Below are 21,397 nucleotides of genomic sequence, written 5' to 3' on the forward strand. Positions count from 1 at the left end.
AAGAAGTCCTTCGTAGGTAATTTCCTAGTACCGCGCTATATCCGGTTTCCAGGTTTAAATACTTCAGAAACAACTGTGCACTTCATGTAAGCAAGCGTTACACCCACGCTAAAGTAATTGGCACAAGCGTCGACAACCCAATGTCACTTACCAATGGAGGAAGGCGACATGGCTATCATGTTGACTGCTGAGCAGATGAGGTATACCAAGGCAACCAATGCATTCGTGATCAAAAATCCAGAGCAGACAACCAATGCATTTACGATTACAAAGAAGAACGTAGCGGCTGACACCCTACAGCTCAATGACAACAGTCAAATCACCAAACTCAAGGCTTATCTGAAAGATTATGACATGACGTCTATCAATTCAGACGACTTAAGAAAGGTGGGACGCACGCTGTTCGAACACGATATGATTGATATCTATGCATATAGAATGTTCATAGGTGGCAATCTGCACACCGATGCAAACGGCGTTCCAACGGAGACGCACGTAAAATTCAACGCGATTGCCTTATTTAACGAGCGACTGGTGGAGTACAGCGAATTCCTGGAAGACAACCCTGCGGGGGCAAACGAGCATACGTTGAGATGGAGGCAGGGAATGGTAGCCGCTAATCACGCCATGGGAGCACTGGCCTATTTTGTAAAATCTTCCAACAGCGCTTTATCAGTAGATGAAAAAGCTTGATTAAGATGCTCGCAAACAGTGCGCCAATAAACCTCGTGGCGCACTGTTTGGCTCAACGACTCAGCGGCCGTATCTAGCGGTGCCAGAATAAGATTGCGCCTCCGAACCAGAATTAATCATGACGATTCGATAGGTTCCAAACACACCAGAGTAGGACGTAGTCCCTCCAAAGGTTCCAGCAACATCCCCCCAGGAAGCGCCCGCCTGTTTTTGAATAATCAACTGTGGCGCCCTCCCGCCACCGCTCGTGGAAGCTGAGGCATCAATAGTCGCACCCGCACATCCATTCGCGGAAGTTATTGTGAACGGGCCATACACTGTCGTTTCCACACCAGGCTGCAAAAGCCCGCTATAGCTATCACTTATATACAGACACAAGGCCGACACCTGAGTAGAAAAAAGCATTAACGCGAGACACGGCAACGCAATAAGACCTTTCATGATCTCACCTCAAATCAGTAAACAATGAATGAATACTCACTCGAAATATCGGATTTTTTATTTCCCCATAAGCGCACCTCACAGTTAAGCAACGGCTGCCAGCACACGACACTCGATATCAACCCAGCAGATATCAAGCACCCACTAATGCAGGTAGGAACACGTTGCTTACGGTGCGCGAAATCAAGCGCCAAATATGCCAGCCGCTTCCTAAAACATAGAAGGATCGATCTGTCATACCCAGATGAAGGAATAAGAGAGAAATGTCCTAGTCCTGATAACAGCGGTTAGAACCGACTTGGCTCGTTCAAAATCAAACTCCGATAATGCCCGGGATTGGACCCCGCCCACTTACGAAACGCCTTGTAAAACGAACTCGCATCGGCAAACCCCAGCCGCGAGGCAATCTCGGCAAAGCTGATCTGCGGCTCAGCCAGCCACACAATCGCCAACTCCTTGCGTACGCTGTCCTTGAGGCCCTGATAAGTTTGCCCTTCTTCCGCTAGACGTCGGCGCAATGTGGACGCCGAAATGCACAACGTAGCCGCAAGCCCGTCGGTTTCAGGCCAGGCGTCGGGAGGCATCTGCCGAAGGTCATGCTTGATGCGGGTAGCGAGGCTCTCAGGGTCGCGGTATTTGACCAGAATATTGGCCGGCGCATGGGCCAGGAAACGTTGGAGCTCCTGCGGGCTGCGCTTGATCGGTAGGTCCAGGCAGTCCGCAGAAAAGATCATGCGAGTGCGGGGTCGATCAAAGCGCAGGTTGTCGGAAAACATTACCTGGTAATCGTCACAGAAGCCCGGCTGCGCACAGCGCAACTCAATGGCGAGGATGGGGATTCGACGCCCTGCCAGCCAACAGGCAACGCCGTGCACGATCATCCAGTAGGTGAAATAGGTGAACGCACGCTTAGGCTCAGGCTCGGGTTCGAGCAGGACGATCTCCGCCAGGCTCTGTTGGCGAACCAGCTGCGCGGGCATGCGCTCAAGCATCAGCGACAGAAACGCCAAGCCCGTTTCCAGGCCCGGGGCCAGGCTGGGTTGCGCCATGGCGGCACGACACAGAAACGCCAGGCTGCCGGATTTGAGTTTGCGCGGGTCCATGCCGAAGAACTCATCGTCCGTGCGCCGCGCCAGCAATCTCCACAGGCGCGCATAGGCCGTGGCCGCAACCCGTGCGCTTGGCTGCTCCAGCAATGCGGGATCAATCCCGACCTTGCTTAACGCCTCAACGGTGGCCGCCCCAGGCGCACAGCTCTGCAACAGGGCTTCACGCACGAGGTGGATGGAGATGGTGTCTTTTTCCGACATGAGCTGTTGGCCAATCCGACGGCTACTTCAGTGGCGTGCATCATAAAGGCGGTTGCGCTTCGCCACCACCGTTCAGCCCAGGTTCAGCAAAGGTCAATATTTCTTGTTTAGCAATGAGTATCATTATGTTACAACTTAGCTTCCTAACTAGTTACGCCCCGGTGCCCGATGCTCGTTCCGTTTTTAATCATGTTGCGCGAAGGCATTGAAGCCGCCTTGATCGTTGGCATCATCGCCAGTTACCTGCAGCAGACCGGCCGTGGCCAGTGGATGCCTGCGGTGTGGATCGGCGTATTCCTGGCCGCGGCCCTGGCGTTGCTGGTGGGCGGCGGTCTGGAACTAGTCAGTGCGGAATTTCCGCAAAAGCAGCAGGAATTGTTCGAAGGCGTCGTCGGCCTGGTTGCCGTGGGTGTCCTCAGCTCCATGGTGTTCTGGATGCGCAAGGTGGCGCGTTCGATCAAGCATACCCTGCACGAATCCCTCGATCATGCGCTGGCAGGTTCCAGGCACCAGGTGATCGCGTTGATCGCCATGGTGTTTTTCGCCGTGGCCCGCGAAGGTCTGGAGACGGTATTTTTCCTGTTGGCCGTGTTCCAGCAGAGCGAAGGCCCGGGCGCACCGATCGGTGCCCTGCTCGGCCTGATCCTGGCCATCGTCGTCGGTTTCCTCATCTATTCCGGCAGCATGCGCCTGAACCTCGGCGCGTTTTTCCGCTGGACCGGCCTGTTCATCCTCGTGGTGGCCGCCGGCATTCTCGCCAACTCGGTGCAGGCCCTGCACGAGGCCGGCGTGTGGAACCACTGGCAGACCGTGCTGTTCGATTTCAGCGCTGCGCTGCCGATGGACAGCCCGTTGGGCTCAGTACTGGCCGGCATGTTCGGCTACCAGGAGGCGCCGACGGTCAGCACCCTGGGTGCCTATGTGATTTACCTGGTGGTGGCGTTGGTGATGTTCTTCCTGCCCTCGCCCTCCGCCAAGCCCGTTGCCAAGACCTCTTCCGTTTCCAGCCAGTAAGGACCGTCCCTTGTCCAACCCAACCCCTCAATCGGCCCCGCCGTCCCGAGCCTTGCGCTGGGGCGTGGCCGGCTCGGTGGTGGTGATGATCGCCGCCGGTGGCCTGTTCTACTACGCCTCGCAACTGGCCGCTACCAAACGCCAGGTCAACCACAATGAAATCGCGGTGACGATCCACGCCCACGCCTGTGAGCCCAACGCCCTTACCGTACCGGCCGGACGTGCGAGCTTTCGTATCATCAACCGCTCCGACCGTGCTGTGGAATGGGAAATCCTCGATGGCGTGCTGGTGGTCGAAGAGCGGGAAAATATCGCACCGGGCCTGAGCCAGGTGATCAACGCCAATCTGCAGCCCGGCGACTACGCGATCACCTGCGGCCTGCTGAGCAATCCCCGTGGCACGCTGCATGTCACGCCGACCGCTGAGTCCGACGCCCAGGCCAAGGCCAAGCCGTCGATGGTGGCGTTTATCGGCCCGCTGTCGGAGTTCCGTGTGTACCTGAGCGGCCAAGGCGGCGCGCTGGTCAAGGCCGCAGCCGCCCTGCAACAGGCGATCGACGCCGGCGACCTGGCCCAGGCCCAGGCGCTGTACGCGCCGGCCCGTGAAGCCTATCAGCGCCTGGCGCCGGCAGCCCAGCGCCTCGCCGAGCTGGACAACGCTATCAATGCTCGCGCCGATTACTTTGAAAAACGCGAGCAGGATCCGGCCTTCAGCGGCTTCCACCGCCTCGAATACAGCCTGTTCCAGCAACGCAGCCTCGATGGCCTGGCGCCGGTCGCCCAACGCTTGGTCACCGACGTCACCACGCTCAAGCAACAGCTGCTGGCTCAGTCCCTGCCGCCGGAGCAATTGGTCAGCATTGTGGTGCGCAACCTCAACAGTCTGGCGGATGTACGCGCGGTCAGCGGTGAAGAGGAGCGCTACAGCCATATTGACCTGAATGGATTTGCCGCCAACCTGCAGGTCGCCCGCAAAGTGATCGACCTGATGCGTCCACTGTTGACCAAGTCCGCCGCCGACCTGCTGCCCCACATCGACAGCGCGCTCAACGCCTTCGATGCCGAGCTCAATGGATTGAAGGTCGACAACCACTACGCCCGTTACGACAGCGTCACCGACGATCAGCGCAAGCAGATCGCCGACAAGGCCAAGGCACTGGCCGCCGCACTCGATGGAATCGACCCCGCCCTCGGCCTTTCCGGCCTGCAGTGAAGACGACCGCACTATGAGTGATACACCACAGTTTGATCTCCAACGCCGCCGCGTCCTGCTGGGCATGGCCGCCACTGGCGCGGCAATTGCCGGCAGCAGCTTGAGTTGCCCGGCCATGGCCGCAGCGGCAGAGCAAGTGACCAGCGCACCGCGCAGTGACAAGACCCATGACCGCCAGGCGTTTTTCGGCCAGCACCAAAGCGGCATCGTCACACCGCGCCCGGCCTGCGGCATGGTCGTGGCGTTCGATGTACTGGCCAGCGACCGTGAAGATCTGGAGCGGCTGTTCCGTACCTTGAACGAGCGCATCGCGTTCCTGATGAGCGGCGGCACCGTGCCCCAGGTCGATCCGAAATTGCCACCTACCGATTCCGGCATCCTCGGCCCCGTAGTGTCGCCGGATAACTTGACTATTACCCTGTCGGTGGGCGAGTCGTTGTTCGATGAGCGCTTCGGCCTCAAGGCGGTCAAACCCAAGCGCCTGAGCCGCATGGTCGGTTTTCCCAACGATGCGTTGGAACCGGCGCAATGCCACGGCGACCTGAGCCTGCAGTTCAGCTCCAATACGCCGGACACCAATATCCACGCCCTGCGCGACATCGTAAAGAACCTGCCCGACCTGCTGCTGGTGCGCTGGAAACAGGAAGGCAGCGTGCCGCCCCAGGCACCGGCCAAGCCCGGCGAGCCTGCGCAGAGCGCGCGCAATTTCCTGGGTTTTCGCGATGGTTCGGCCAACCCGGACTCCAACGATGCCAAGGCCATGGACCAGATCGTTTGGGTCCAACCCGGCAGCGACGAACCGGCCTGGGCCGCCCATGGCAGTTACCAGGCCGTGCGTATCATCCGTAACTTTGTCGAGCGTTGGGATCGCACCCCGCTGCAAGAACAGGAAAGCATCATAGGCCGCGTCAAACCCACGGGCGCCCCCATGGATGGCCAGCATGAAACCCAGGTTCCGGACTACAGCAAAGACCCGGAAGGCAAGTTGACCAAGCTCGACGCCCATATCCGCCTGGCCAACCCGCGCACCCCGCAGACCCAGGCCAACCTGATCCTGCGTCGGCCTTTCAACTACTCCAACGGCGTCAACAAAAACGGTCAGCTAGATATGGGGCTGTTGTTCATCTGCTACCAGGCCGACCTGGAGAAAGGCTTTATCAGCGTGCAAACCCGGCTAAACGGCGAGCCCCTGGAGGAATACCTCAAGCCGGTGGGTGGCGGCTATTTCTTCACCTTGCCGGGGGTCACCGGGCCCAAGGATTTCCTTGGGCGCACGCTGCTCGCCGCAACGTCCTCAACCACTGCCAATACCTAAAATAAACCAGAGCGGAATGTCTCCCATGAAGAAGTCGTTTATCGCATTGCCGTTGTTAATGAGCCTTGCGCCACTGGCGGCCTTCGCCGCCACAGCGCCGCTGGACCTGGTAGGCCCGGTGTCGGACTACAAGATCTACGTTACCGAGGAAATCGGCGAGCTGGTCACCCAGACCCAGGCGTTCACCGACGCCATCAACAAAGGCGACCTGGCCGCTGCCAAGCAGCTCTATGCGCCGACCCGCGTGCACTATGAGGCCATCGAGCCGATCGCCGAGCTGTTCAGCGACCTCGACGCGTCCATCGACTCCCGCGTCGATGACCATGAAAAAGGTGTGACGGCCGAAGACTTCACCGGCTTCCACCGGATTGAATATGCGCTGTTCGCGCAGAACTCGACCCAGGGCCTGGAGGCACTGACCGCCAAGCTCAACACCGATGTGAATGATCTCCAGACCCGCGTCGACGGCCTGACCTTCCCACCGGAAAAAGTCGTCGGCGGCGCCGCCGCGCTGCTGGAAGAAGTCGCCGCTACCAAGATCTCCGGCGAGGAAGATCGCTACAGCCATACCGACCTGTATGACTTCCAGGGCAACATCGATGGCGCGAAGAAAATCGTCGACCTATTCCGTGGCCAGATCGGCCAGCAAGACCAGGCCTTCCTGGCCAAGGTCGACAAGAACTTCGCCACCGTCAACAAGATCCTGGCCAAGTACAAGACCCAGGATGGCGGCTTCGAGACCTACGACAAGGTCAAGGACAACGACCGCAAGGCGCTGGTGGGCCCGGTCAACACCCTGGCTGAAGACCTGTCGATGCTGCGCGGCAAGTTGGGCTTGAACTAAGCGCTTCGAGCAAAAAAAACACCCAGGCCCCGTTGACGGGCCTGGGTGTTTTTTTACCCGTGGCTTATTCGGCTACAGGATGCGGTACAGCAAACGCTCGATGCGCACCCGGCTGACCCGGCGCAGGAACTTGCCCACCGCTGGCGGATAATCCACCAGCGTCTGCAACTGCTGGTAACCCTGGATACGCGTGGTGTGCTGGAAAATCTGCGTCAACTCGGTACGCCGCGGCGCCAGCCATTGGCCTTTGGGATCGTCGATCAACAAGCCGTTTTCCAGATCGAGGCGGAACGCCCGAGGGTTGAGGTTGTTGCCGGTAAGCAACGTGTAGCGTTGGTCAACCCACAGGCCTTTGAGGTGGTAAGTGTTGTCGCCATCGTGCCACAGGTGCAGGTTCAACTGGCCGCTGTCGATCATTGGCTGGTGACGCTTGGCAAAACGCCGCAGGCTGATCTCGTACAGGTACGGTAATGCCGCGATCACCTTGAACGGCTCGCTGGGCGGAATGTAGAAATCGTTGGCGGTCTTGTCGCCGACCACAATGTCGATCTTCACCCCACGCGCCAGGGCGCGGTTGATCTCGCGGGTCACCGGCAAAGGCAGGTTGAAGTATGGCGTGCAGATGGTCAGTTGCTGCTGGGCGCTGGCAATCAACTCGAGGATCACCCGGCTCAGGGGGTTATTCTTGCCGACACCGAGCAACGGGCTGACTGACAGGTGGCCGTTTGGCAACTGCCCTGCCGTGGTGTCATAGGCCGCATGCTTGAGGCGGCTGCGCAGGTCGCCGATGTCGTTGCGCAGGCTGCGGGTGGTCGGTGGGTTCGGCAGGTCCAGGCGATGCACCGCCTTGGATGCGACCAGGCCATGTTCCACCAGGTGCTGCATCGAATCGGCCAGGGCCTGGCTGTGGATCAGGTGGTAACGGTCGAAGCGGTATTTGTCGAACTTGTGCAGATACACATTGTTCAGGCTGGCACCGCTGTACACCACGCTGTCATCAATAATAAAGCCCTTGAGGTGCAACACGCCGAACAGCTCGCGGGTTTGCACTGGCACGCCATACACCGGCACTTCGCTGGCGTGGCTTTGGGTCATCGCCTGGTACCAGGCACTGTTGCCCGGTTGCTTGCCGGCGCCGATCAACCCGCGCTGGGCCCGCAGCCAGTCAACCATCACCACGATGTCCAATTCGGGTCTTGCAGCCTTGGCGGCGTGCAGGGCGTCATAGATTTCCTGCCCCGCTTCGTCCTGTTGCAAGTACAGCGCAACAATGTAGATACGCCGCGTGGCCTGGGCGATTTTCTCCAGCAGGCAGCGACGATACGCGTCAGCGCTGGGCAGCACCTCGATGGCCTCGGGGGACAATGGAAAACCGCGCAGCTTGGGCAACAGGGAACGTTTGAAGAACGTCGGCATAAGGCTCGCAATGGGTCGAATCCGAAGAGGCCCCGAGCTTACACCATGGGGCGGCTCAGGTCTCGCCATCGACAAATGAAAAAGTCGCTTGACCATGAAGAACGATCGTTCTACTTTGCTCGACATGAACGATATAGCCAGCAGTGAAACCCGCGACATTATCCTCGACGTGACCGAGAAGTTGATCTATCGGCATGGCATTGCCGCCACCGGCATGGACTTGCTGGTGAAAACCGCCGGTGTGTCGAGAAAAAGCATCTATCGCTACTTCGCCAACAAGGACGAGTTGGTGATTGCCGCCCTGCAACGCCGCGACGAGCGCTGGATGCAATGGTTGCGCGACGAAGTGGAGCGTAGTGAAGGCAGCGGCGAGCGCCTGCTGGCGCTGTTCGACGCCCTCAAGCACTGGTTTGGCTCGGCGGACTTTCGTGGCTGCGCCTTTATCAATACCAGTGGTGAAACCGGCAATGCGCAAGATCCGGTTCGCCTGCTGGCCAAAGCACATAAACAAAAACTGTTCGAGTACGCACTTGAACTGTGCCAAGCACATGGCACCCCCGACCCGGAACGGCAGGCCGCGCAACTGCTGATCCTGATCGATGGCGCCATTACCGTTGCCCTGGTCATGGGCGATTCAACAGCTGCCGATAATGCGCAATGCATGGCGCGGACGTTATTGCAACTTTGAACCCCACTGGCCAGGCAACTTTCGATCTAACTTAATTGTATTCAGGAGCCGCCCAATGTCAGCACAAGCAGAAGTCCGTCCGCCCCTGCCGCCGTTTACCCGCGAGTCGGCCATTGAAAAAGTCCGCCTGGCCGAAGACGGCTGGAACTCCCGCGACCCGCAGCGCGTGTCCCTGGCCTATACCCTGGACACGCAGTGGCGTAACCGCGCTGAATTTGCCCACAGCCGCGAAGAAGCCAAGCAGTTCCTGGCGCGCAAATGGGCCAAGGAGCTGGATTACCGATTGATCAAGGAACTGTGGGCGTTCACCGGTAACCGCATTGCCGTGCGCTATGCCTACGAGTGGCACGATGATTCGGGGAACTGGTTCCGTTCCTACGGTAATGAAAACTGGGAGTTCGATGAGAACGGCCTGATGGCCAACCGCTTTGCCTGCATCAACGACAAGCCGATCCAGGAAAGCGAACGCAAGTTCCACTGGCCGCTGGGCCGTCGCCCGGATGATCATCCAGGGTTGTCGGACTTGGGCCTGTAACACTCCCGCTCTACAACCAGATGTGATCCAAATGTGGGAGGGGCTTGCCCTCTCCCACACAAGCCTGATCAGTCCTGGTTGAGCCCGACCCTATACAGCACGCCATCATCTTCATCGGTCAGCACATACAGAAAGCCATCCGGCCCCTGCCTCACGTCGCGAATCCGCGCTTTCAACTCACCCAGCAAGCGTTCCTCGTGAATGACCTTATCGCCATCGAATTGCAACCGAATAAGCTCCTGGCTGACCAGCGCGCCGACAAACAGGTTGTGCTGCCACGCCTTGAAACGGTCGGCATCATAGAACGCCATGCCGCTGATGCCCGGGGACTTCTCCCACACATGGTGCGGCGCCACAGTGCCTTCTGCCGTCTTGCCCTTGGCTTCGGGAATAGGCTGCAGGGAATAGTTGATGCCATGGGTCGCCAGCGGCCAGCCATAATTCTTGCCGCGCTCGATGATATTGACTTCATCACCGCCACGGGGCCCATGTTCGTTTTCCCAGATCGTGCCGCTCCACGGGTTCAGCGCCAGGCCTTGGGGGTTGCGCTGGCCGTAGGACCAGATCTCGGGACGTACACCGGGCTGGCCGACGAAGGGATTGTCATCGGGTACGCGGCCATCCGGATAGATGCGCACGACCTTACCCTGCAATTTATCCAGATCCTGGGCCGTCGGGCGGTCGTTGTTCTCTCCCAGGGTCACGAACAGGTAGCCGTCACGGTCAAACGCCAGCCGCGAACCAAAATGATTGCCGGTGGACAGCTTGGGCTCCTGGCGCAAGATGACCTTGAAATCCTTCAGGCCGCTCAAGTCGTCAGCCAGACGCCCGCGCCCTACGGCGGTTCCGGCTTTACCGCCTTCACCGCCCCCTTCGGCGTAGGACAGGTAAACCATACGGTCCTGCTTGAAGTCCGGCGACAGCACTACATCGAGCAAGCCGCCCTGCCCTTTGGCCCATACCTGCGGTACGCCCGTCAATGGCGCGGAAAGCTTGCCGTCCGGGCTTACAAAACGCAGGTGCCCAGGACGCTCTGTCACCAGGAAACCTTGCTGGTCGGGCAGAAACGCCGGCGCCCACGGATGGTCCAGGCCCTTTGCAATCGGCGTGGCGGTGACGCTGCCTTGCTCACTGGGAAATTGCTGGCCATCGGCGGCGTGTACCGCGCTCAACGGCAGAAGCACGGTGGCGCACAATGCGGCCAACAGGTTTTTGCGTAGCAACATAAGACGAGTCCTTAGCGGCGATTGCCGTTGGCATCATAGGTGGGCGCTTTGGGTTCGGTGGCCGGGCGACTCGGGGGAGCTTCCTGCCTCGGATAACGGTTGCCGATGCCGCCGTTTTCCACAGTCGGTCGCGGGCTGCTCGGGGTAGTCTGGATTCCACGAACAGCCGGTGCGTTGGGCTGGGTGCCCTGCATGCTGTTGGGATTGGCCCGATGAATCGGACTGTTGTTGGTGTCGTAACGGCCCGGCAGGTTTTGCGCCTGGGCCAATGGCGCCAGGGCCAGGCCCAGCGCAAGTGCTGCAAGATGACGTACACAACGGTTCATGAGCAAACCTCTCTATGCCGAGTACTACCTGCGTTCGATAACACGCTACCCCGAGGGTTCGCGTTGTGACACTAAATAGTTTCTCATCAGGTGTAACACGATCTGTCCGAGCATCTACCCGTCGAAACTTTTGTCCTGGCCCATGAGTCACCAGAACACAGTCTCTTCGTTAAGGAGTTCATCTATGCCGCGGGCAATCTGGAAAGGCGCCATCAGTTTCGGCTTGGTTCACATCCCGGTATCGCTGGTCTCGGCCACGTCATCCCAGGGTGTCGATTTCGACTGGCTGGACAAGCGCAGCATGGACCCGGTGGGCTATAAGCGCATCAACAAGACCACCGGCAAGGACGTCACCAAGGAGAATATCGTCAAGGGCGTCGCTTATGAAAAAGGTCGCTACGTGGTGCTCAGCGAAGATGAAATTCGCTCGGCCCACCCCAAGTCGACCCAGACTATCGAGATCATCGCCTTCGTCGCCAGCGACCAGATCCCGCTGCAAAACATCGACACGCCGTATTTCCTGGCCCCGGACAAACGCGGCGGCAAGGTCTATGCGCTGCTGCGTGAAACCCTGAAGAAAACCGGCAAGGTCGCCCTGGCCAATGTCGTGCTGCACACCAAACAGCACCTGGCCGCGTTGATGCCGTTGGAGTCGGCCCTGGTGCTGGTGATGTTGCGCTGGCCTGCCGAAGTGCGCAGCCTGGATGAGCTGGAACTGGGCAGCGATGTGACCAAGCCGACTTTGGCCAAGGGCGAACTGGACATGGCCAAGCGCCTGGTGGAAGACATGAGCGCCGACTGGCAGCCCGATGAGTACCGCGACAGTTTCCAGGACAAGATCATGGCGCTGGTGGCGAAGAAGGCCAAGGCTGGCAAGATCGAAGATGTAGAAACGGCCGAGGGCAGCGAAGAGCGCAAATCTGCCGACGTAATCGACCTGACGGAATTGCTCAAGCGTAGTCTGGCGGGCAAACCGGCAGCGAAGAAGCCCGCCGCAAAAAAGTCCAGTAAAAAAGCCTCTTGAGTCCGCCATCGGTTGGAGAATGACATGGCAAAGCCCCTGAGCGAGTACAACCGCAAACGCGATTTTGAGATCACCGCCGAACCGGCCGGCAGTTCACCAGCCACAAAGCGCAAAACCTCGGCCCTGAGTTTTGTAATCCAGAAGCATGATGCGCGCAATCTGCACTATGACTTTCGCTTGGAGCTCGACGGCGTGCTGTTGAGCTGGGCCGTGCCCAAGGGCCCGAGCCTGGATCCGACCCAGAAGCGCCTGGCGGTGCATGTCGAGGACCATCCCCTGAGCTACGGCAGTTTCGAGGGCAGCATTCCCGCCGGCCAATACGGCGCCGGGGATGTGATCGTCTGGGACCGTGGCCTATGGCAACCCCATGACGATCCGCACAAGGCTTACGCAGCCGGCAAACTCAAGTTCACTCTGGTTGGTGAGAAACTCTCGGGGGATTGGGCCCTGGTGCGTACCCGGCTCAAAGGCAGCGGCGACAAGGAGCAATGGTTGCTGATCAAGGAAAAAGACCAGCAGGCCCGCCCGGCGGCCGACTACGATATCGTCCAGGCCCAGCCCGACAGTGTGCTCAGCGACGCCTCAGTGGGCAAAGTCAAGGCTGCCAGCAAAACCAGGAAAGCTGCAAAACCCAAGAAAGCAACCTCCGCCCTTCCAGACCAGTTCTCCCCGCAACTGGCAACCCTGGTCGACCGCGCCCCTGCTGGCGACTGGCTGTACGAGATCAAGTTCGACGGCTACCGCATGCTGGCACGTATCCGCGACGGTGAGGTGCGCCTGTTTACCCGCAACGGCAACGATTGGACCGAGCGCTTGCCCCGCCAGGTGAAAGCGTTGGAGGCGCTCAAGCTCAAGGACAGTTGGCTGGACGGTGAAGTGGTCAGTCTCAACGCCGATGGTCTGCCGGATTTCCAGGCGCTGCAGAATGCCTTCGATATTGGCCGCAGCCTGGATATCGTCTATTACCTGTTCGATGCGCCCTTCCTCGATGGGCAAGACCTGCGCAACGTAGCGGTAGAAGAACGCCGGGCCGCCCTCAAGGCCGCGCTTTCCGGCAGCCGTAGCAAACTGCTGCGCTTCTCAGAAGCCTTCGCCGCCAACCAGCGCGACATCTTCGAAAGTGCCTGTGACCTGGCCCTTGAGGGTGTGATCGGCAAGCGCGCAGGCAGCCTCTACGTATCAAGCCGCAGCGCGGACTGGATCAAGCTCAAATGTCGCTTGCGCCAGGAGTTCGTGATTGTCGGCTACACCCGCCCGCAAGGGTCGCGCAGTGGGTTTGGCGCACTGTTGCTGGCGGTCAACGACGACAACGGGCTGGTTTACGCCGGGCGTGTAGGCACCGGCTTTGATCAGGCGGCGCTGAAGAGCATCTACGCCAAACTCACCGCCCTTGAACGCAAAACCTCGCCACTGGAAAAGCCACTGACCAGCGCTCAGGCCCGAGGCGTGCATTGGGTTGAGCCGACGCTGGTGGGCGAAGTGCAATTTACTGAGTGGACCCGTGAGGGTGTGGTGCGCCAGGCGGCGTTTCTCGGTTTACGCACGGATAAGCCTGCCGCACAGATCATCCATGAACAACCACGCACGGCAAAATCCCTGGAGAAGCCCAAGAAGCCCAAGGCAAAAACCACCGAGAGTGGGGTGAAAGTCACCCACCCCGAGCGCGTCATCGACACACAAAGCGGCACGCAGAAACAGCAACTGGCACAGTTCTATGCCGGCATCAGCCAATGGATCTTGCCATTCCTGCGCAGCCGGCCCGTGTCGCTGCTCAGGGCACCAGAAGGCATTGAGGGCGAACAGTTCTTTCAGAAGCACTCCGAGCGCATGGCCATTCCCCACATCAAGCAACTTGACCAGGCGCTGGACCCTGGCCACGCGCGCCTGATGGAAATCGACAGCCGGGACGCGTTGGTCGGCGCTGTGCAAATGGGCACCGTCGAATTGCATACCTGGGGCGCCACGACGGACAAGATTGAAACCCCCGACCTGTTCGTGCTGGACCTAGACCCGGATCCGGCCTTGCCGTGGAAAGCCATGCTGGAGGCGGCACAGTTGACCTTATCGGTACTCGATGAGCTGGGTTTGCAAGCCTTCGTCAAGACCAGCGGCGGCAAAGGCCTGCACCTGATAGTACCGCTGGCCCGGCGCGATGGCTGGGACACCGTGAAAGCATTCGCCAAGGCAATGGCCCAGTTCATGACCCAGCAGCTGCCGGAGCGTTTCACCGCCACCAGCGGCCCCAAAAACCGCGTAGGCAAGATCTTTATCGATTACCTGCGCAACGCCCGGGGCGCCAGTACGGTGGCAGCTTATTCCGTGCGGGCGCGGCCGGGCTTGCCGGTGTCGGTGCCGGTCAGTCGGGATGAATTGAAAGACTTGCGTGGCGCCCAGCAGTGGACCGTGGCGAACCTGCACGAGCGGCTGCAGGGTCTGAAGGAGGATCCGTGGGCCGGCTACGCCAATCGACAGAAGATCAGCAAAAAGATGTGGGACAGGCTGGGCGCGAAGCCACCGCAGTGATTCGCGCCCGGTACCAGGTTCAGATAAAAATGAAGATCAGCGCCAAGCCGGCAAAGATCGCCCATTTTTCCAGGTAGTAACGTGTGCGGTTACGCTTCTTGAGTTCTTTGCCGCGCAGGCGGATCTTGTACAGGCGGGTAAAGGCGCGGTTCAGGCCACCGGTCTTGTCACCCTCGTCATTGGGCGAACCCGCCGCCGCCATCACGTTGCGACTGAACCAGCGGTTGAACGCCGCCGCCCAGCGGTACTTCATCGGGCGTTCGATATCGCAGAACAGGATGATGCGGTTTTGCGCGGTGGTATTTTCCGCATAGTGGATGTAGGTCTCATCGAACATCACCGGCTCGCCGTCGCGCCAGTAATAACTCTCGCCATCCACATTGATGTAGCAGCCCGGGTCGTTGGGCGTATCCAGCCCCAAGTGGTAGCGATAGGAGCCTGCGTACGGGTCACGGTGGCGCACCAGCTTGGAGCCTGGCGGCAGCTCGGCGAACATGGCGGCCTTGATCGAGCCGATGCTTTGCACCAACTCGGTGGTGCGTGGGCATAGCTTCATCGCCGAGGGGTGGCTGTCGCCGTACCACTTGAGATAGAAGCGTTTCCAGCCCGACTTGAAGAACGAGTTGAAACCCACGTCGTTGTACTGGTCCGAACGCTTGATCTCCCCTGCCCTCATCAGGTTCTGGCCTTCCTGGCGGATCTGCTCCCAATGTTCCTGCAAAGGGCTCAGCTCCGGAAAGTCGCTGGGTGAGAGGTAGGGGCGGCTTGGCTGCTTGGAGAACAGGTATAGAAAGCAGTTGACCGGCGCCAGGAACGTCGAGTGATCGCTAAGCTGGCGCCCCAGCTTGTGCCGCACCCGACCGCGCAGGTGTACATACGCAATGGAGGCGACGTAGAGAGCAACAATGATGAGTTTCAAGGGATTCGTCACAAGTCAGGGAGAGAACAGGCTGCACCTGCGGGCCCACAACGGCCGAGGATGATAAGCAGCACCTGAAATCACAATTCACATACAGGCGGCACGACCGGTCGGGCAACCCTTCGGCGTGGAACCACTGGCCGTTATTTAGCCACACTTTGTAACCAAAGGTTAACTAAGAATTGTGAAAACCTGTCCACTGATTGTGCTGAGGGTGTGAGCAGGCGGGCCTTTGCGCCCGCCTGCGTGTGGCCTTCTTTACCTTTACAACGGCTCGTCTTTACCGTCGCGACGGGCAAAACTGCTATCACCCAATGCCGTATAAGGTAACGCTTGGCTACGGCTACGGATGAAGTAGCGGATCAGCGCGATCATCAGGCCAAGCAGCATGCCACCGACCAGACTCAAGGCGATCACCAGCGGTTTTTTCGGCTTGACCGGCGACAAAGGTTCCTGGGCACGGCGGTCGATCGTCACCAGCTTCAGATTGCTCATGTCAATGTTCAAGCCGCGCAACCTGGCGACTTCAGCGCGAAGCGGCTCTACGTCCTGCAGGAAGATGTCTTCATTGCCCCGCTTGCGCAACACCTCGACCTCGCGGTTGCTTTCCAGCAGTTGCAACTCCTTGCCGATCTCGGCAATGCGCGGGTTGGTGAAATCATCGCTGGTACGCTGTTGCAATGCGGCGCGTTCGGCCTCCAATGCTTCAGTGCCCATGAAATACAGCGGGATCTTCTGATTGTTCACCTCGGTGCGCATGACCTGGCCCGAGCTGCGCGTGGCGTCGGCCATGGAGGACGGCGTGGTCGGTGTGCGGATACCCATGGACTTGGCAATGCTGATGGCTTCCGCCAGCTCGGCCAGGCGATTGGTACGCTCCATCTTCATCTGCAGGCGCAGCGCGCTGAGTTCGTCCTGTAGCTGGGCGCGCTTGAGACGGTCAGCCTCAAGCAGCTTGGCAATCTTGGACTCCTTGTCGGTATCGTAGTTGGAGCGGGCGGCGTCGATCTTGCCCTTGAGCTCGGTCAAGCGGTTATTGACGATGACCTTGAGATCGGCACCGACTTGCTGGCGTTCCGCGGCAATGGCGTAGTCCACAAAACCGTTGAGGATCGCGACGCCATCGACGTCGGCCGGGTATTGCAGCTCCAGGCGGATATAGTTGCTCAGCGAATCGGATTTCTTCGGGTCGGGAAGGATCAGATTGACGGAATTGCGGTTGAACTCCTCAAAGCTCTGCTCAAGGCTCTGCCCAGGTTTCTTGAACGCCTTGAACAACTCTTCATGGTCCTTGAAGAAGCCTAGGCGGGCCTCGTAGGAGTCCAACTGGGCGCCCACCTTCAGCAACGCATCAGCGGGGGGCAACTTATAAACTTCCGAACGATTCAAGGCATCCAGTTCGTTGATTGCCGCAGGTCGCAGCACACTGCTGACTTCATACGTCTTGGGCGCCAGGAAGGCATACCCCGCACCTAATACACCTGCCAAAAGCGTACAACCGATGACGAGCTTCTTTTGCCGCCAAATGGCGTGAAACAGTTCAAACAGATCAATTTCATCAGACGCTGCGGAAGGCGGGAGTGGGGAAGTTCGATTCAAAATAAGAACACCTTAAAATAATACTAAAAGGCCATCATTCTCAGAAGTCCGAATGACTTCAAAAATCAGGGACAACGCCCTGGCTACGGCGGACCAATGGCGATCTGACCACTTAGTCTGCTGAAATATCCCACAGCTTGGGGGATTATTTCGGTTTTATATCGATGAGTAGTCCAAATGAAACAGCCATGTCGGACTAACCTCGATATCATCGTAGTCAATACAACATGAAAATGCTGTCAAATACCTGTCTTATAAAGAAAAAAATCAGCCTCCCCGCTTTGTGGCCTCACCCCTCGGTACAATTGAATACGTCTTGGATCATCAATAAGGAATTTGCATGTCACCTCTGTCAACCGCTGACTTTCACGCTCTTCAAGGTGCCTGGGAACAAACGGCCCTCGAAGACGGTGGCGTACTCAACCCCGACGACGCTCACAGTGCGCCGGGTGCTATCACGACTATCAACGCAGACCGCTTCGAAGTTGTTACGGTAACGGGAGAGACATTGCTGGCTGGCCGGTTTGCGCTGGACGCCGATACCGCGCCCAAGAGCATCACTTGGATTGACGCCATCGGCGATGATGCAGGCAAGCGGTTACCCGCCAGTTACCGGCTCGAAGGCGACGATTTTGTATTTATTGCAGCGGACGAAGGCATGCCCAGGCCAACGGTATTCAGCACCGGCCCAGGGCAAACCATGCGCACCTTCGTGCGGCGGCGGTGATCGACGCGTTTATCCGATTCGATCACGGTATTTTCACGAGACCTTCACTTTCCGCCCGTTAGAGTCGGACCTACCTACTCCAGTGGATCACTTGGCCCGCCTCTCCTCGCGGGCTTTTTTTTGCGTGAGCCAAACGCTGTCATTCGACCAGCTTGGTGGCCGTGAGGGTAAAGCACAGGGGCAATTGCGCTGCCTGATGCTCATATCGATCGTAGAGTTCTTCCCGATTGGAGTGCGGGTATTCCTGCAAATGAGCAATCTGCATGTGCGCAGCGATTGCCCCGCTGATCACGTTGCCCAGGGTATGCACGTACCAATAGGATGTCGGCCCGGCCAGTTCGCCCTGCCCTTCATAGACAATGGATTCCTGCAGCACAAAAGGCTCACGCTGGAAGTAAGAGCTGGCAGGCAGCAACGGGTTGGCCGCCCGCGGGTCGAACACCTCAAGGAAGGGATGGGTTTCGTACATCACCAGCGTGCCGCCAGGCCTCAGCACACGGGCGACATGCTGCATGAACAACGCCACATCCGGCATCCAGCCCAGTACACCAATGGTCACCAGGGCCATATCGAATTGCGCGTGCAAGCGCTCCGGCAAAGCGTGGATGTCACTCTCTATGAACTCGGGGCTATGGGGCGAGACTGCAGCCAGTTCCCGCGCCTGCCCAAGAAACGCCCGGGATTGGTCGATCCCCACCACCGAACGCGCGCCCAGGCTATACAACGACAGGCTTTCGCGCCCGTTGTTACAACCCAGTTGCACCACATCCTTGCCCGCCACACCGACCTCTTGCAGCACCGCGGTAATGGTGGGATCAAGGCAGGAGAAATCAGGCTTGGCGACCTGGCCCAGCAGGGCCGACCAGGTCGCGGAGTCTTTGTGCAGCCGGGCCGACTCATCCCATGCCTTCTTGTTGCTGGCGATCGCCTCTTGCGCTGAGGGCATGTCCATTGCTTCTCCAGAAAGTCAGTACTGCGGGCTTGGGAAAATAAGCCAAATACCTGCAGGATGAAACCCTCGGCTTCGGCGAAACTTATCGTCGAGCTTGCAGGTCATTACCCCAACGTGTGTTCGGCCCCCGGACGCCGCTCTCGAAGAACGCACCGTGGCCCATCCCTCAGACCTGCGCATTGCCTTATCCCTGGACAGCCTGAACTTCTTCCTCGCGGATGTGCGCGACGGTCTCGGGCCGTACCTGGCGATTTACCTGCTGGCAGTCCATAAATGGGACCCCGCCAGTATCGGCGTGGTCATGACCCTGGCTGGCATCGCCGCGTTGATCACCCAGGGCCCGGCGGGGGCGTTGATCGACCGAACGCGCAGCAAGCGTGCAGTGATTGCCATCGCCGCGCTGCTGGTGACCGCCAGTTGCCTGCTGCTGCCCTTCGTCAGTTCATTTGGCTGGGTGGCGCTGACCCAAGCCGCCAGCGCCGTAGCCGCCTCTGTATTTGCCCCGGCCATTTGCGCCATCTCCCTTGGCATCACCGGCCCCCGTGCCTTTACATCGCGCACCGGGCGCAACGAAACCTTTAACCACGCCGGCAACGCCGTGGCCGCATTGCTGGCCGGAGGCCTGGCGTATCTGTATGGGCCGGTGGTGGTGTTCTACCTGATGGCGTTTATGGCAGTGGCCAGTGTCATCGCCGTGAGTTGCGTGCCGGCCAAGGCGATTGATCATGAGGTAGCCCGCGGCTTCGACCCCGCCCATCACAACGACCATGAGCAGCCCTCGGGCCTGAAAGTCCTGCTGGCCAACCGCCCGCTGCTGCTGTTCGCCGTCTGCTGCGCGCTGTTTCACCTTGCCAATGCCGCGATGCTCCCACTGGTCAGCCAGAAGTTGGCGCAGATCAACCTGCAGATGGCGACGCCGCTGACCTCAGCCTGCATCGTCGCTGCGCAGTTGGTAATGGTGCCGATGGCCTGGCTGGTAGGGCTCAAGGCCGATGTATGGGGGCGCAAGCCACTGTTGCTGGCTGGCTTTTTGATCCTGCCGCTGCGCGGCGTGCTCTATACCCTGTCCAGCGACCCCTATTGGCTGGTAGCAGTGCAAATGCTCGATGGCATCGGCGCCGGTATTTTCGGCGCGCTGTTCCCTGTCATCGTCAAGGACCTGACTACAGGCACCGGGCGCTTCAATGTCAGCCTGGGCGCCCTCTCCACCGTGTTCGGCCTGGGCGCGGCGCTGAGCAACAGTCTGGCCGGTTTCGTGGTGCAGCAGGCTGGCTACAACGCGGCTTTCCTGGCGCTGGCCGGCGTGGCGGGTATTGCGCTGCTGTTGTTATGGCTGGCCATGCCGGAAACGTTGGTAAAATCATCCACTGGCGCAACCCAGGCGCGCTCTGCAACGGCAAGCCAAACGCTATAGTGGACAGGCAGGTTACGCGCCCCGAATTTTTACCGTCTCTTGAGATGGAAATACTCAACGCTTTATCAACACACTAGAAACCTGGAGGAATGTAACCTGGCACATAAGGGACGTTGGTGCATTTACCATGCAGGATGCGCCCATCCTCAATCCTGAAAAGCACTATTTTTTTTGCTTTGTTAACTGTCGCTTCAAGTTTGCAGTCGGAGCTATGCCCAACGCGCTCATAATGTTCGGTGTAAACCATTCCGTTACCTGTATGAGCCATTGAAGTTCCTGCCGCCTCAGTAGTCGTCCAATTGGACGTTTTATACCAAGTCATGACAACCAGCACTTCACCGCTTGAACCTGTTTGCTTCTTCATGCGATCAGGCCTGCCAAATAAATTAATGGCTTCTTGCGCATCCCGTCCTTCCCATCGACTTTGAGCAATCGAAGAGCAACCACTGGCGACCCACCCAATACACACCATCAGCATCAACATGGGTACCTTCGAATATTTCTTCATCCCTAGTGCCATTTCTGCCTACTCTCCATTGCCTAACATCTCATCCAGCTCTTCCATTACGCTCTTCGGCGGCGCCTGGATTTCAGTAATACTCTTCAGCGCCTGCGCACGACGTGCATTGCCCAAGGGGATCATCCCATTGACTTTTCGATTGGCAGGCTGACAAACAAAGGCAAAGCTCTTCAGCAGCCACATATCCTTCCCGCTATCCACCAAGTCCATCATGTTCTGCCATTGACCAGACACTTTCAATTCGTGGCGCTTGTTGCCCTGACGTTCGACAGATGTTCCATTAAGAAAGCGCACTCGATGTTTGGCGCACTGAACCTCAATATTGACATCGTCGCTAAGAGGTTTACTTTTTTCAGCATAGACTTTAGTCACCTCAACTATTTGGGCGCCGCTGGTTTTTTTCGACGGCACCACCGTGGTGCCGTCCGCTATATACATTATATTTTTAGGCCCGGCATCGTCACTGTGAACAATCCACCAGTTACCGATCACCTCTGACTCATTGGCGAACACCAAAGTAGACCCCGATAACAACAGGGCCAATAGAAGAAGACGATTGTTGATTCCTAATATGAAAGACATCTGCGGCTCAACTCCCTGGCCTTTTTAGGACGTACTGCGTTCAAACCATAGCAACTCGACCGAAATAACGATGTAGCACACATGAGCTAGTAGCTATTTAATATCAATCCGTCTTT

20 protein-coding genes are annotated in these 21,397 nt (G+C 58.6%); 11 read left to right on the forward strand and 9 right to left on the reverse strand.

Going from position 1 to position 21,397, the window contains the following annotated elements; genetic code table 11:
* Positions 1 to 168 precede the first annotated feature (168 nt).
* Positions 169 to 693, forward strand: a complete 525-nt coding sequence (locus BLU48_RS11155; protein WP_057022388.1) for a hypothetical protein — start codon at positions 169 to 171, stop codon at positions 691 to 693.
* Between the two features lie 728 nt (positions 694 to 1,421).
* Here BLU48_RS11155 and BLU48_RS11160 read toward each other — a convergent pair.
* Complete coding sequence (locus BLU48_RS11160) at positions 1,422 to 2,444, reverse strand: AraC family transcriptional regulator (protein WP_057022389.1); 1,023 nt, start codon at positions 2,442 to 2,444, stop codon at positions 1,422 to 1,424.
* Positions 2,445 to 2,612: 168 nt separating this feature from the next.
* Between BLU48_RS11160 and efeU the strand changes: the two genes are divergently transcribed.
* The 4 genes from efeU to efeO (BLU48_RS11180) are packed head-to-tail and all read left to right on the forward strand — an operon-like array spanning position 2,613 to position 6,830.
* Positions 2,613 to 3,458: an iron uptake transporter permease EfeU gene (gene efeU, locus BLU48_RS11165; RefSeq protein WP_057022390.1), complete on the forward strand. Its 846-nt coding sequence runs from the start codon at positions 2,613 to 2,615 to the stop codon at positions 3,456 to 3,458.
* Positions 3,459 to 3,468: 10 nt separating this feature from the next.
* Positions 3,469 to 4,671: an iron uptake system protein EfeO gene (gene efeO, locus BLU48_RS11170; protein WP_057022391.1), complete on the forward strand. Its 1,203-nt coding sequence runs from the start codon at positions 3,469 to 3,471 to the stop codon at positions 4,669 to 4,671.
* Between the two features lie 13 nt (positions 4,672 to 4,684).
* Positions 4,685 to 5,986 (forward strand): iron uptake transporter deferrochelatase/peroxidase subunit, encoded by a 1,302-nt coding sequence (efeB, locus tag BLU48_RS11175; protein WP_057022684.1) that lies wholly within the window; start codon positions 4,685 to 4,687, stop codon positions 5,984 to 5,986.
* A gap of 25 nt (positions 5,987 to 6,011) precedes the next feature.
* Positions 6,012 to 6,830, forward strand: coding sequence for an iron uptake system protein EfeO (gene efeO / locus BLU48_RS11180; protein WP_057022392.1), 819 nt, complete (start codon positions 6,012 to 6,014; stop codon positions 6,828 to 6,830).
* 72 nt (positions 6,831 to 6,902) lie between these two features.
* On the opposite strand, the gene pssA is transcribed toward efeO (BLU48_RS11180), so the two are convergent.
* Positions 6,903 to 8,246 carry a CDP-diacylglycerol--serine O-phosphatidyltransferase gene (gene pssA / locus BLU48_RS11185; RefSeq protein ID WP_057022393.1) on the reverse strand — a complete coding sequence of 448 codons (1,344 nt, stop codon included), beginning with the start codon at positions 8,244 to 8,246 and terminating at the stop codon, positions 6,903 to 6,905.
* 124 nt (positions 8,247 to 8,370) lie between these two features.
* On the opposite strand from pssA, the gene BLU48_RS11190 reads away from it, so the two are divergent.
* Together BLU48_RS11190 and BLU48_RS11195 are read left to right on the forward strand one after the other, a co-directional pair.
* A complete protein-coding gene (locus tag BLU48_RS11190) occupies positions 8,371 to 8,934 on the forward strand; it encodes a TetR/AcrR family transcriptional regulator (protein ID WP_057022685.1) in 564 nt (187 codons plus the stop codon).
* Between the two features lie 55 nt (positions 8,935 to 8,989).
* The gene (locus BLU48_RS11195) at positions 8,990 to 9,469 is read left to right on the forward strand and encodes a nuclear transport factor 2 family protein (RefSeq protein WP_057022394.1); all 480 of its coding nucleotides are present in this window, start codon (positions 8,990 to 8,992) and stop codon (positions 9,467 to 9,469) included.
* Between the two features lie 68 nt (positions 9,470 to 9,537).
* Here BLU48_RS11195 and BLU48_RS11200 read toward each other — a convergent pair whose 3' ends face one another.
* Entirely contained in the window at positions 9,538 to 10,695 is a 1,158-nt protein-coding gene (locus tag BLU48_RS11200) for a PQQ-dependent sugar dehydrogenase (RefSeq protein ID WP_057022395.1), read from the reverse strand.
* An 11-nt stretch (positions 10,696 to 10,706) separates the two neighbouring features.
* Complete coding sequence (locus tag BLU48_RS11205; protein WP_057022396.1) at positions 10,707 to 11,021, reverse strand: hypothetical protein; 315 nt, start codon at positions 11,019 to 11,021, stop codon at positions 10,707 to 10,709.
* Positions 11,022 to 11,205: 184 nt separating this feature from the next.
* Between BLU48_RS11205 and ku the strand changes: the two genes are divergently transcribed.
* Together ku and ligD are read left to right on the forward strand one after the other, a co-directional pair.
* Complete coding sequence (gene ku, locus BLU48_RS11210; protein ID WP_046068018.1) at positions 11,206 to 12,045, forward strand: non-homologous end joining protein Ku; 840 nt, start codon at positions 11,206 to 11,208, stop codon at positions 12,043 to 12,045.
* 24 nt (positions 12,046 to 12,069) lie between these two features.
* Positions 12,070 to 14,568 (forward strand): DNA ligase D, encoded by a 2,499-nt coding sequence (ligD, locus tag BLU48_RS11215; protein ID WP_057022397.1) that lies wholly within the window; start codon positions 12,070 to 12,072, stop codon positions 14,566 to 14,568.
* Positions 14,569 to 14,587: 19 nt separating this feature from the next.
* On the opposite strand, the gene lpxO is transcribed toward ligD, so the two are convergent.
* Together lpxO and BLU48_RS11225 are read right to left on the reverse strand one after the other, a co-directional pair.
* Positions 14,588 to 15,487 (reverse strand): lipid A hydroxylase LpxO, encoded by a 900-nt coding sequence (gene lpxO / locus BLU48_RS11220; protein WP_056845883.1) that lies wholly within the window; start codon positions 15,485 to 15,487, stop codon positions 14,588 to 14,590.
* Between the two features lie 264 nt (positions 15,488 to 15,751).
* Positions 15,752 to 17,086: an LPS O-antigen chain length determinant protein WzzB gene (locus BLU48_RS11225; RefSeq protein ID WP_057022398.1), complete on the reverse strand. Its 1,335-nt coding sequence runs from the start codon at positions 17,084 to 17,086 to the stop codon at positions 15,752 to 15,754.
* Positions 17,087 to 17,426: 340 nt separating this feature from the next.
* On the opposite strand from BLU48_RS11225, the gene BLU48_RS11230 reads away from it, so the two are divergent.
* Positions 17,427 to 17,813, forward strand: a complete 387-nt coding sequence (locus BLU48_RS11230; RefSeq protein WP_057022399.1) for a TIGR03067 domain-containing protein — start codon at positions 17,427 to 17,429, stop codon at positions 17,811 to 17,813.
* A gap of 139 nt (positions 17,814 to 17,952) precedes the next feature.
* Here BLU48_RS11230 and BLU48_RS11235 read toward each other — a convergent pair whose 3' ends face one another.
* The gene (locus BLU48_RS11235) at positions 17,953 to 18,765 is read right to left on the reverse strand and encodes a class I SAM-dependent methyltransferase (protein ID WP_057022400.1); all 813 of its coding nucleotides are present in this window, start codon (positions 18,763 to 18,765) and stop codon (positions 17,953 to 17,955) included.
* A 154-nt stretch (positions 18,766 to 18,919) separates the two neighbouring features.
* Between BLU48_RS11235 and BLU48_RS11240 the strand changes: the two genes are divergently transcribed.
* On the forward strand, positions 18,920 to 20,179 hold the full coding sequence (locus BLU48_RS11240) for an MFS transporter (RefSeq protein WP_057022401.1): 1,260 nt from the start codon (positions 18,920 to 18,922) through the stop codon (positions 20,177 to 20,179).
* 73 nt (positions 20,180 to 20,252) lie between these two features.
* Here the strand turns inward: BLU48_RS11240 and BLU48_RS11245 are convergent, their stop codons facing one another.
* On the reverse strand, positions 20,253 to 20,699 hold the full coding sequence (locus tag BLU48_RS11245; protein WP_231989034.1) for a hypothetical protein: 447 nt from the start codon (positions 20,697 to 20,699) through the stop codon (positions 20,253 to 20,255).
* 6 nt (positions 20,700 to 20,705) lie between these two features.
* The gene (locus BLU48_RS11250; protein WP_057022402.1) at positions 20,706 to 21,281 is read right to left on the reverse strand and encodes a hypothetical protein; all 576 of its coding nucleotides are present in this window, start codon (positions 21,279 to 21,281) and stop codon (positions 20,706 to 20,708) included.
* Between the last annotated feature and the right edge of the window lie 116 nt (positions 21,282 to 21,397).

Origin of the sequence: Pseudomonas synxantha, assembly GCF_900105675.1 — a bacterium.
In the GTDB taxonomy this organism is placed as follows: domain Bacteria; phylum Pseudomonadota; class Gammaproteobacteria; order Pseudomonadales; family Pseudomonadaceae; genus Aquipseudomonas; species Aquipseudomonas synxantha.

Excerpts from the sequence above, each read along its gene's own strand:
- BLU48_RS11245 (WP_231989034.1), bottom strand. The coding sequence starts at position 20,699 with ATGGCACTAGGGATGAAGAAATATTCGAAGGTACCCATGTTGATGCTG.
- BLU48_RS11230 (WP_057022399.1), top strand. The coding sequence starts at position 17,427 with ATGTCACCTCTGTCAACCGCTGACTTTCACGCTCTTCAAGGTGCCTGG.
- BLU48_RS11160 (WP_057022389.1), bottom strand. The coding sequence starts at position 2,444 with ATGTCGGAAAAAGACACCATCTCCATCCACCTCGTGCGTGAAGCCCTG.
- ku (WP_046068018.1), top strand. The coding sequence starts at position 11,206 with ATGCCGCGGGCAATCTGGAAAGGCGCCATCAGTTTCGGCTTGGTTCAC.
- BLU48_RS11250 (WP_057022402.1), bottom strand. The coding sequence starts at position 21,281 with ATGTCTTTCATATTAGGAATCAACAATCGTCTTCTTCTATTGGCCCTG.
- BLU48_RS11200 (WP_057022395.1), bottom strand. The coding sequence starts at position 10,695 with ATGTTGCTACGCAAAAACCTGTTGGCCGCATTGTGCGCCACCGTGCTT.
- ligD (WP_057022397.1), top strand. The coding sequence starts at position 12,070 with ATGGCAAAGCCCCTGAGCGAGTACAACCGCAAACGCGATTTTGAGATC.
- BLU48_RS11235 (WP_057022400.1), bottom strand. The coding sequence starts at position 18,765 with ATGGACATGCCCTCAGCGCAAGAGGCGATCGCCAGCAACAAGAAGGCA.
- efeO (WP_057022392.1), top strand. The coding sequence starts at position 6,012 with ATGAAGAAGTCGTTTATCGCATTGCCGTTGTTAATGAGCCTTGCGCCA.
- BLU48_RS11195 (WP_057022394.1), top strand. The coding sequence starts at position 8,990 with ATGTCAGCACAAGCAGAAGTCCGTCCGCCCCTGCCGCCGTTTACCCGC.
- efeB (WP_057022684.1), top strand. The coding sequence starts at position 4,685 with ATGAGTGATACACCACAGTTTGATCTCCAACGCCGCCGCGTCCTGCTG.
- BLU48_RS11155 (WP_057022388.1), top strand. The coding sequence starts at position 169 with ATGGCTATCATGTTGACTGCTGAGCAGATGAGGTATACCAAGGCAACC.
- BLU48_RS11190 (WP_057022685.1), top strand. The coding sequence starts at position 8,371 with ATGAACGATATAGCCAGCAGTGAAACCCGCGACATTATCCTCGACGTG.
- pssA (WP_057022393.1), bottom strand. The coding sequence starts at position 8,246 with ATGCCGACGTTCTTCAAACGTTCCCTGTTGCCCAAGCTGCGCGGTTTT.
- efeU (WP_057022390.1), top strand. The coding sequence starts at position 2,613 with ATGCTCGTTCCGTTTTTAATCATGTTGCGCGAAGGCATTGAAGCCGCC.
- BLU48_RS11205 (WP_057022396.1), bottom strand. The coding sequence starts at position 11,021 with ATGAACCGTTGTGTACGTCATCTTGCAGCACTTGCGCTGGGCCTGGCC.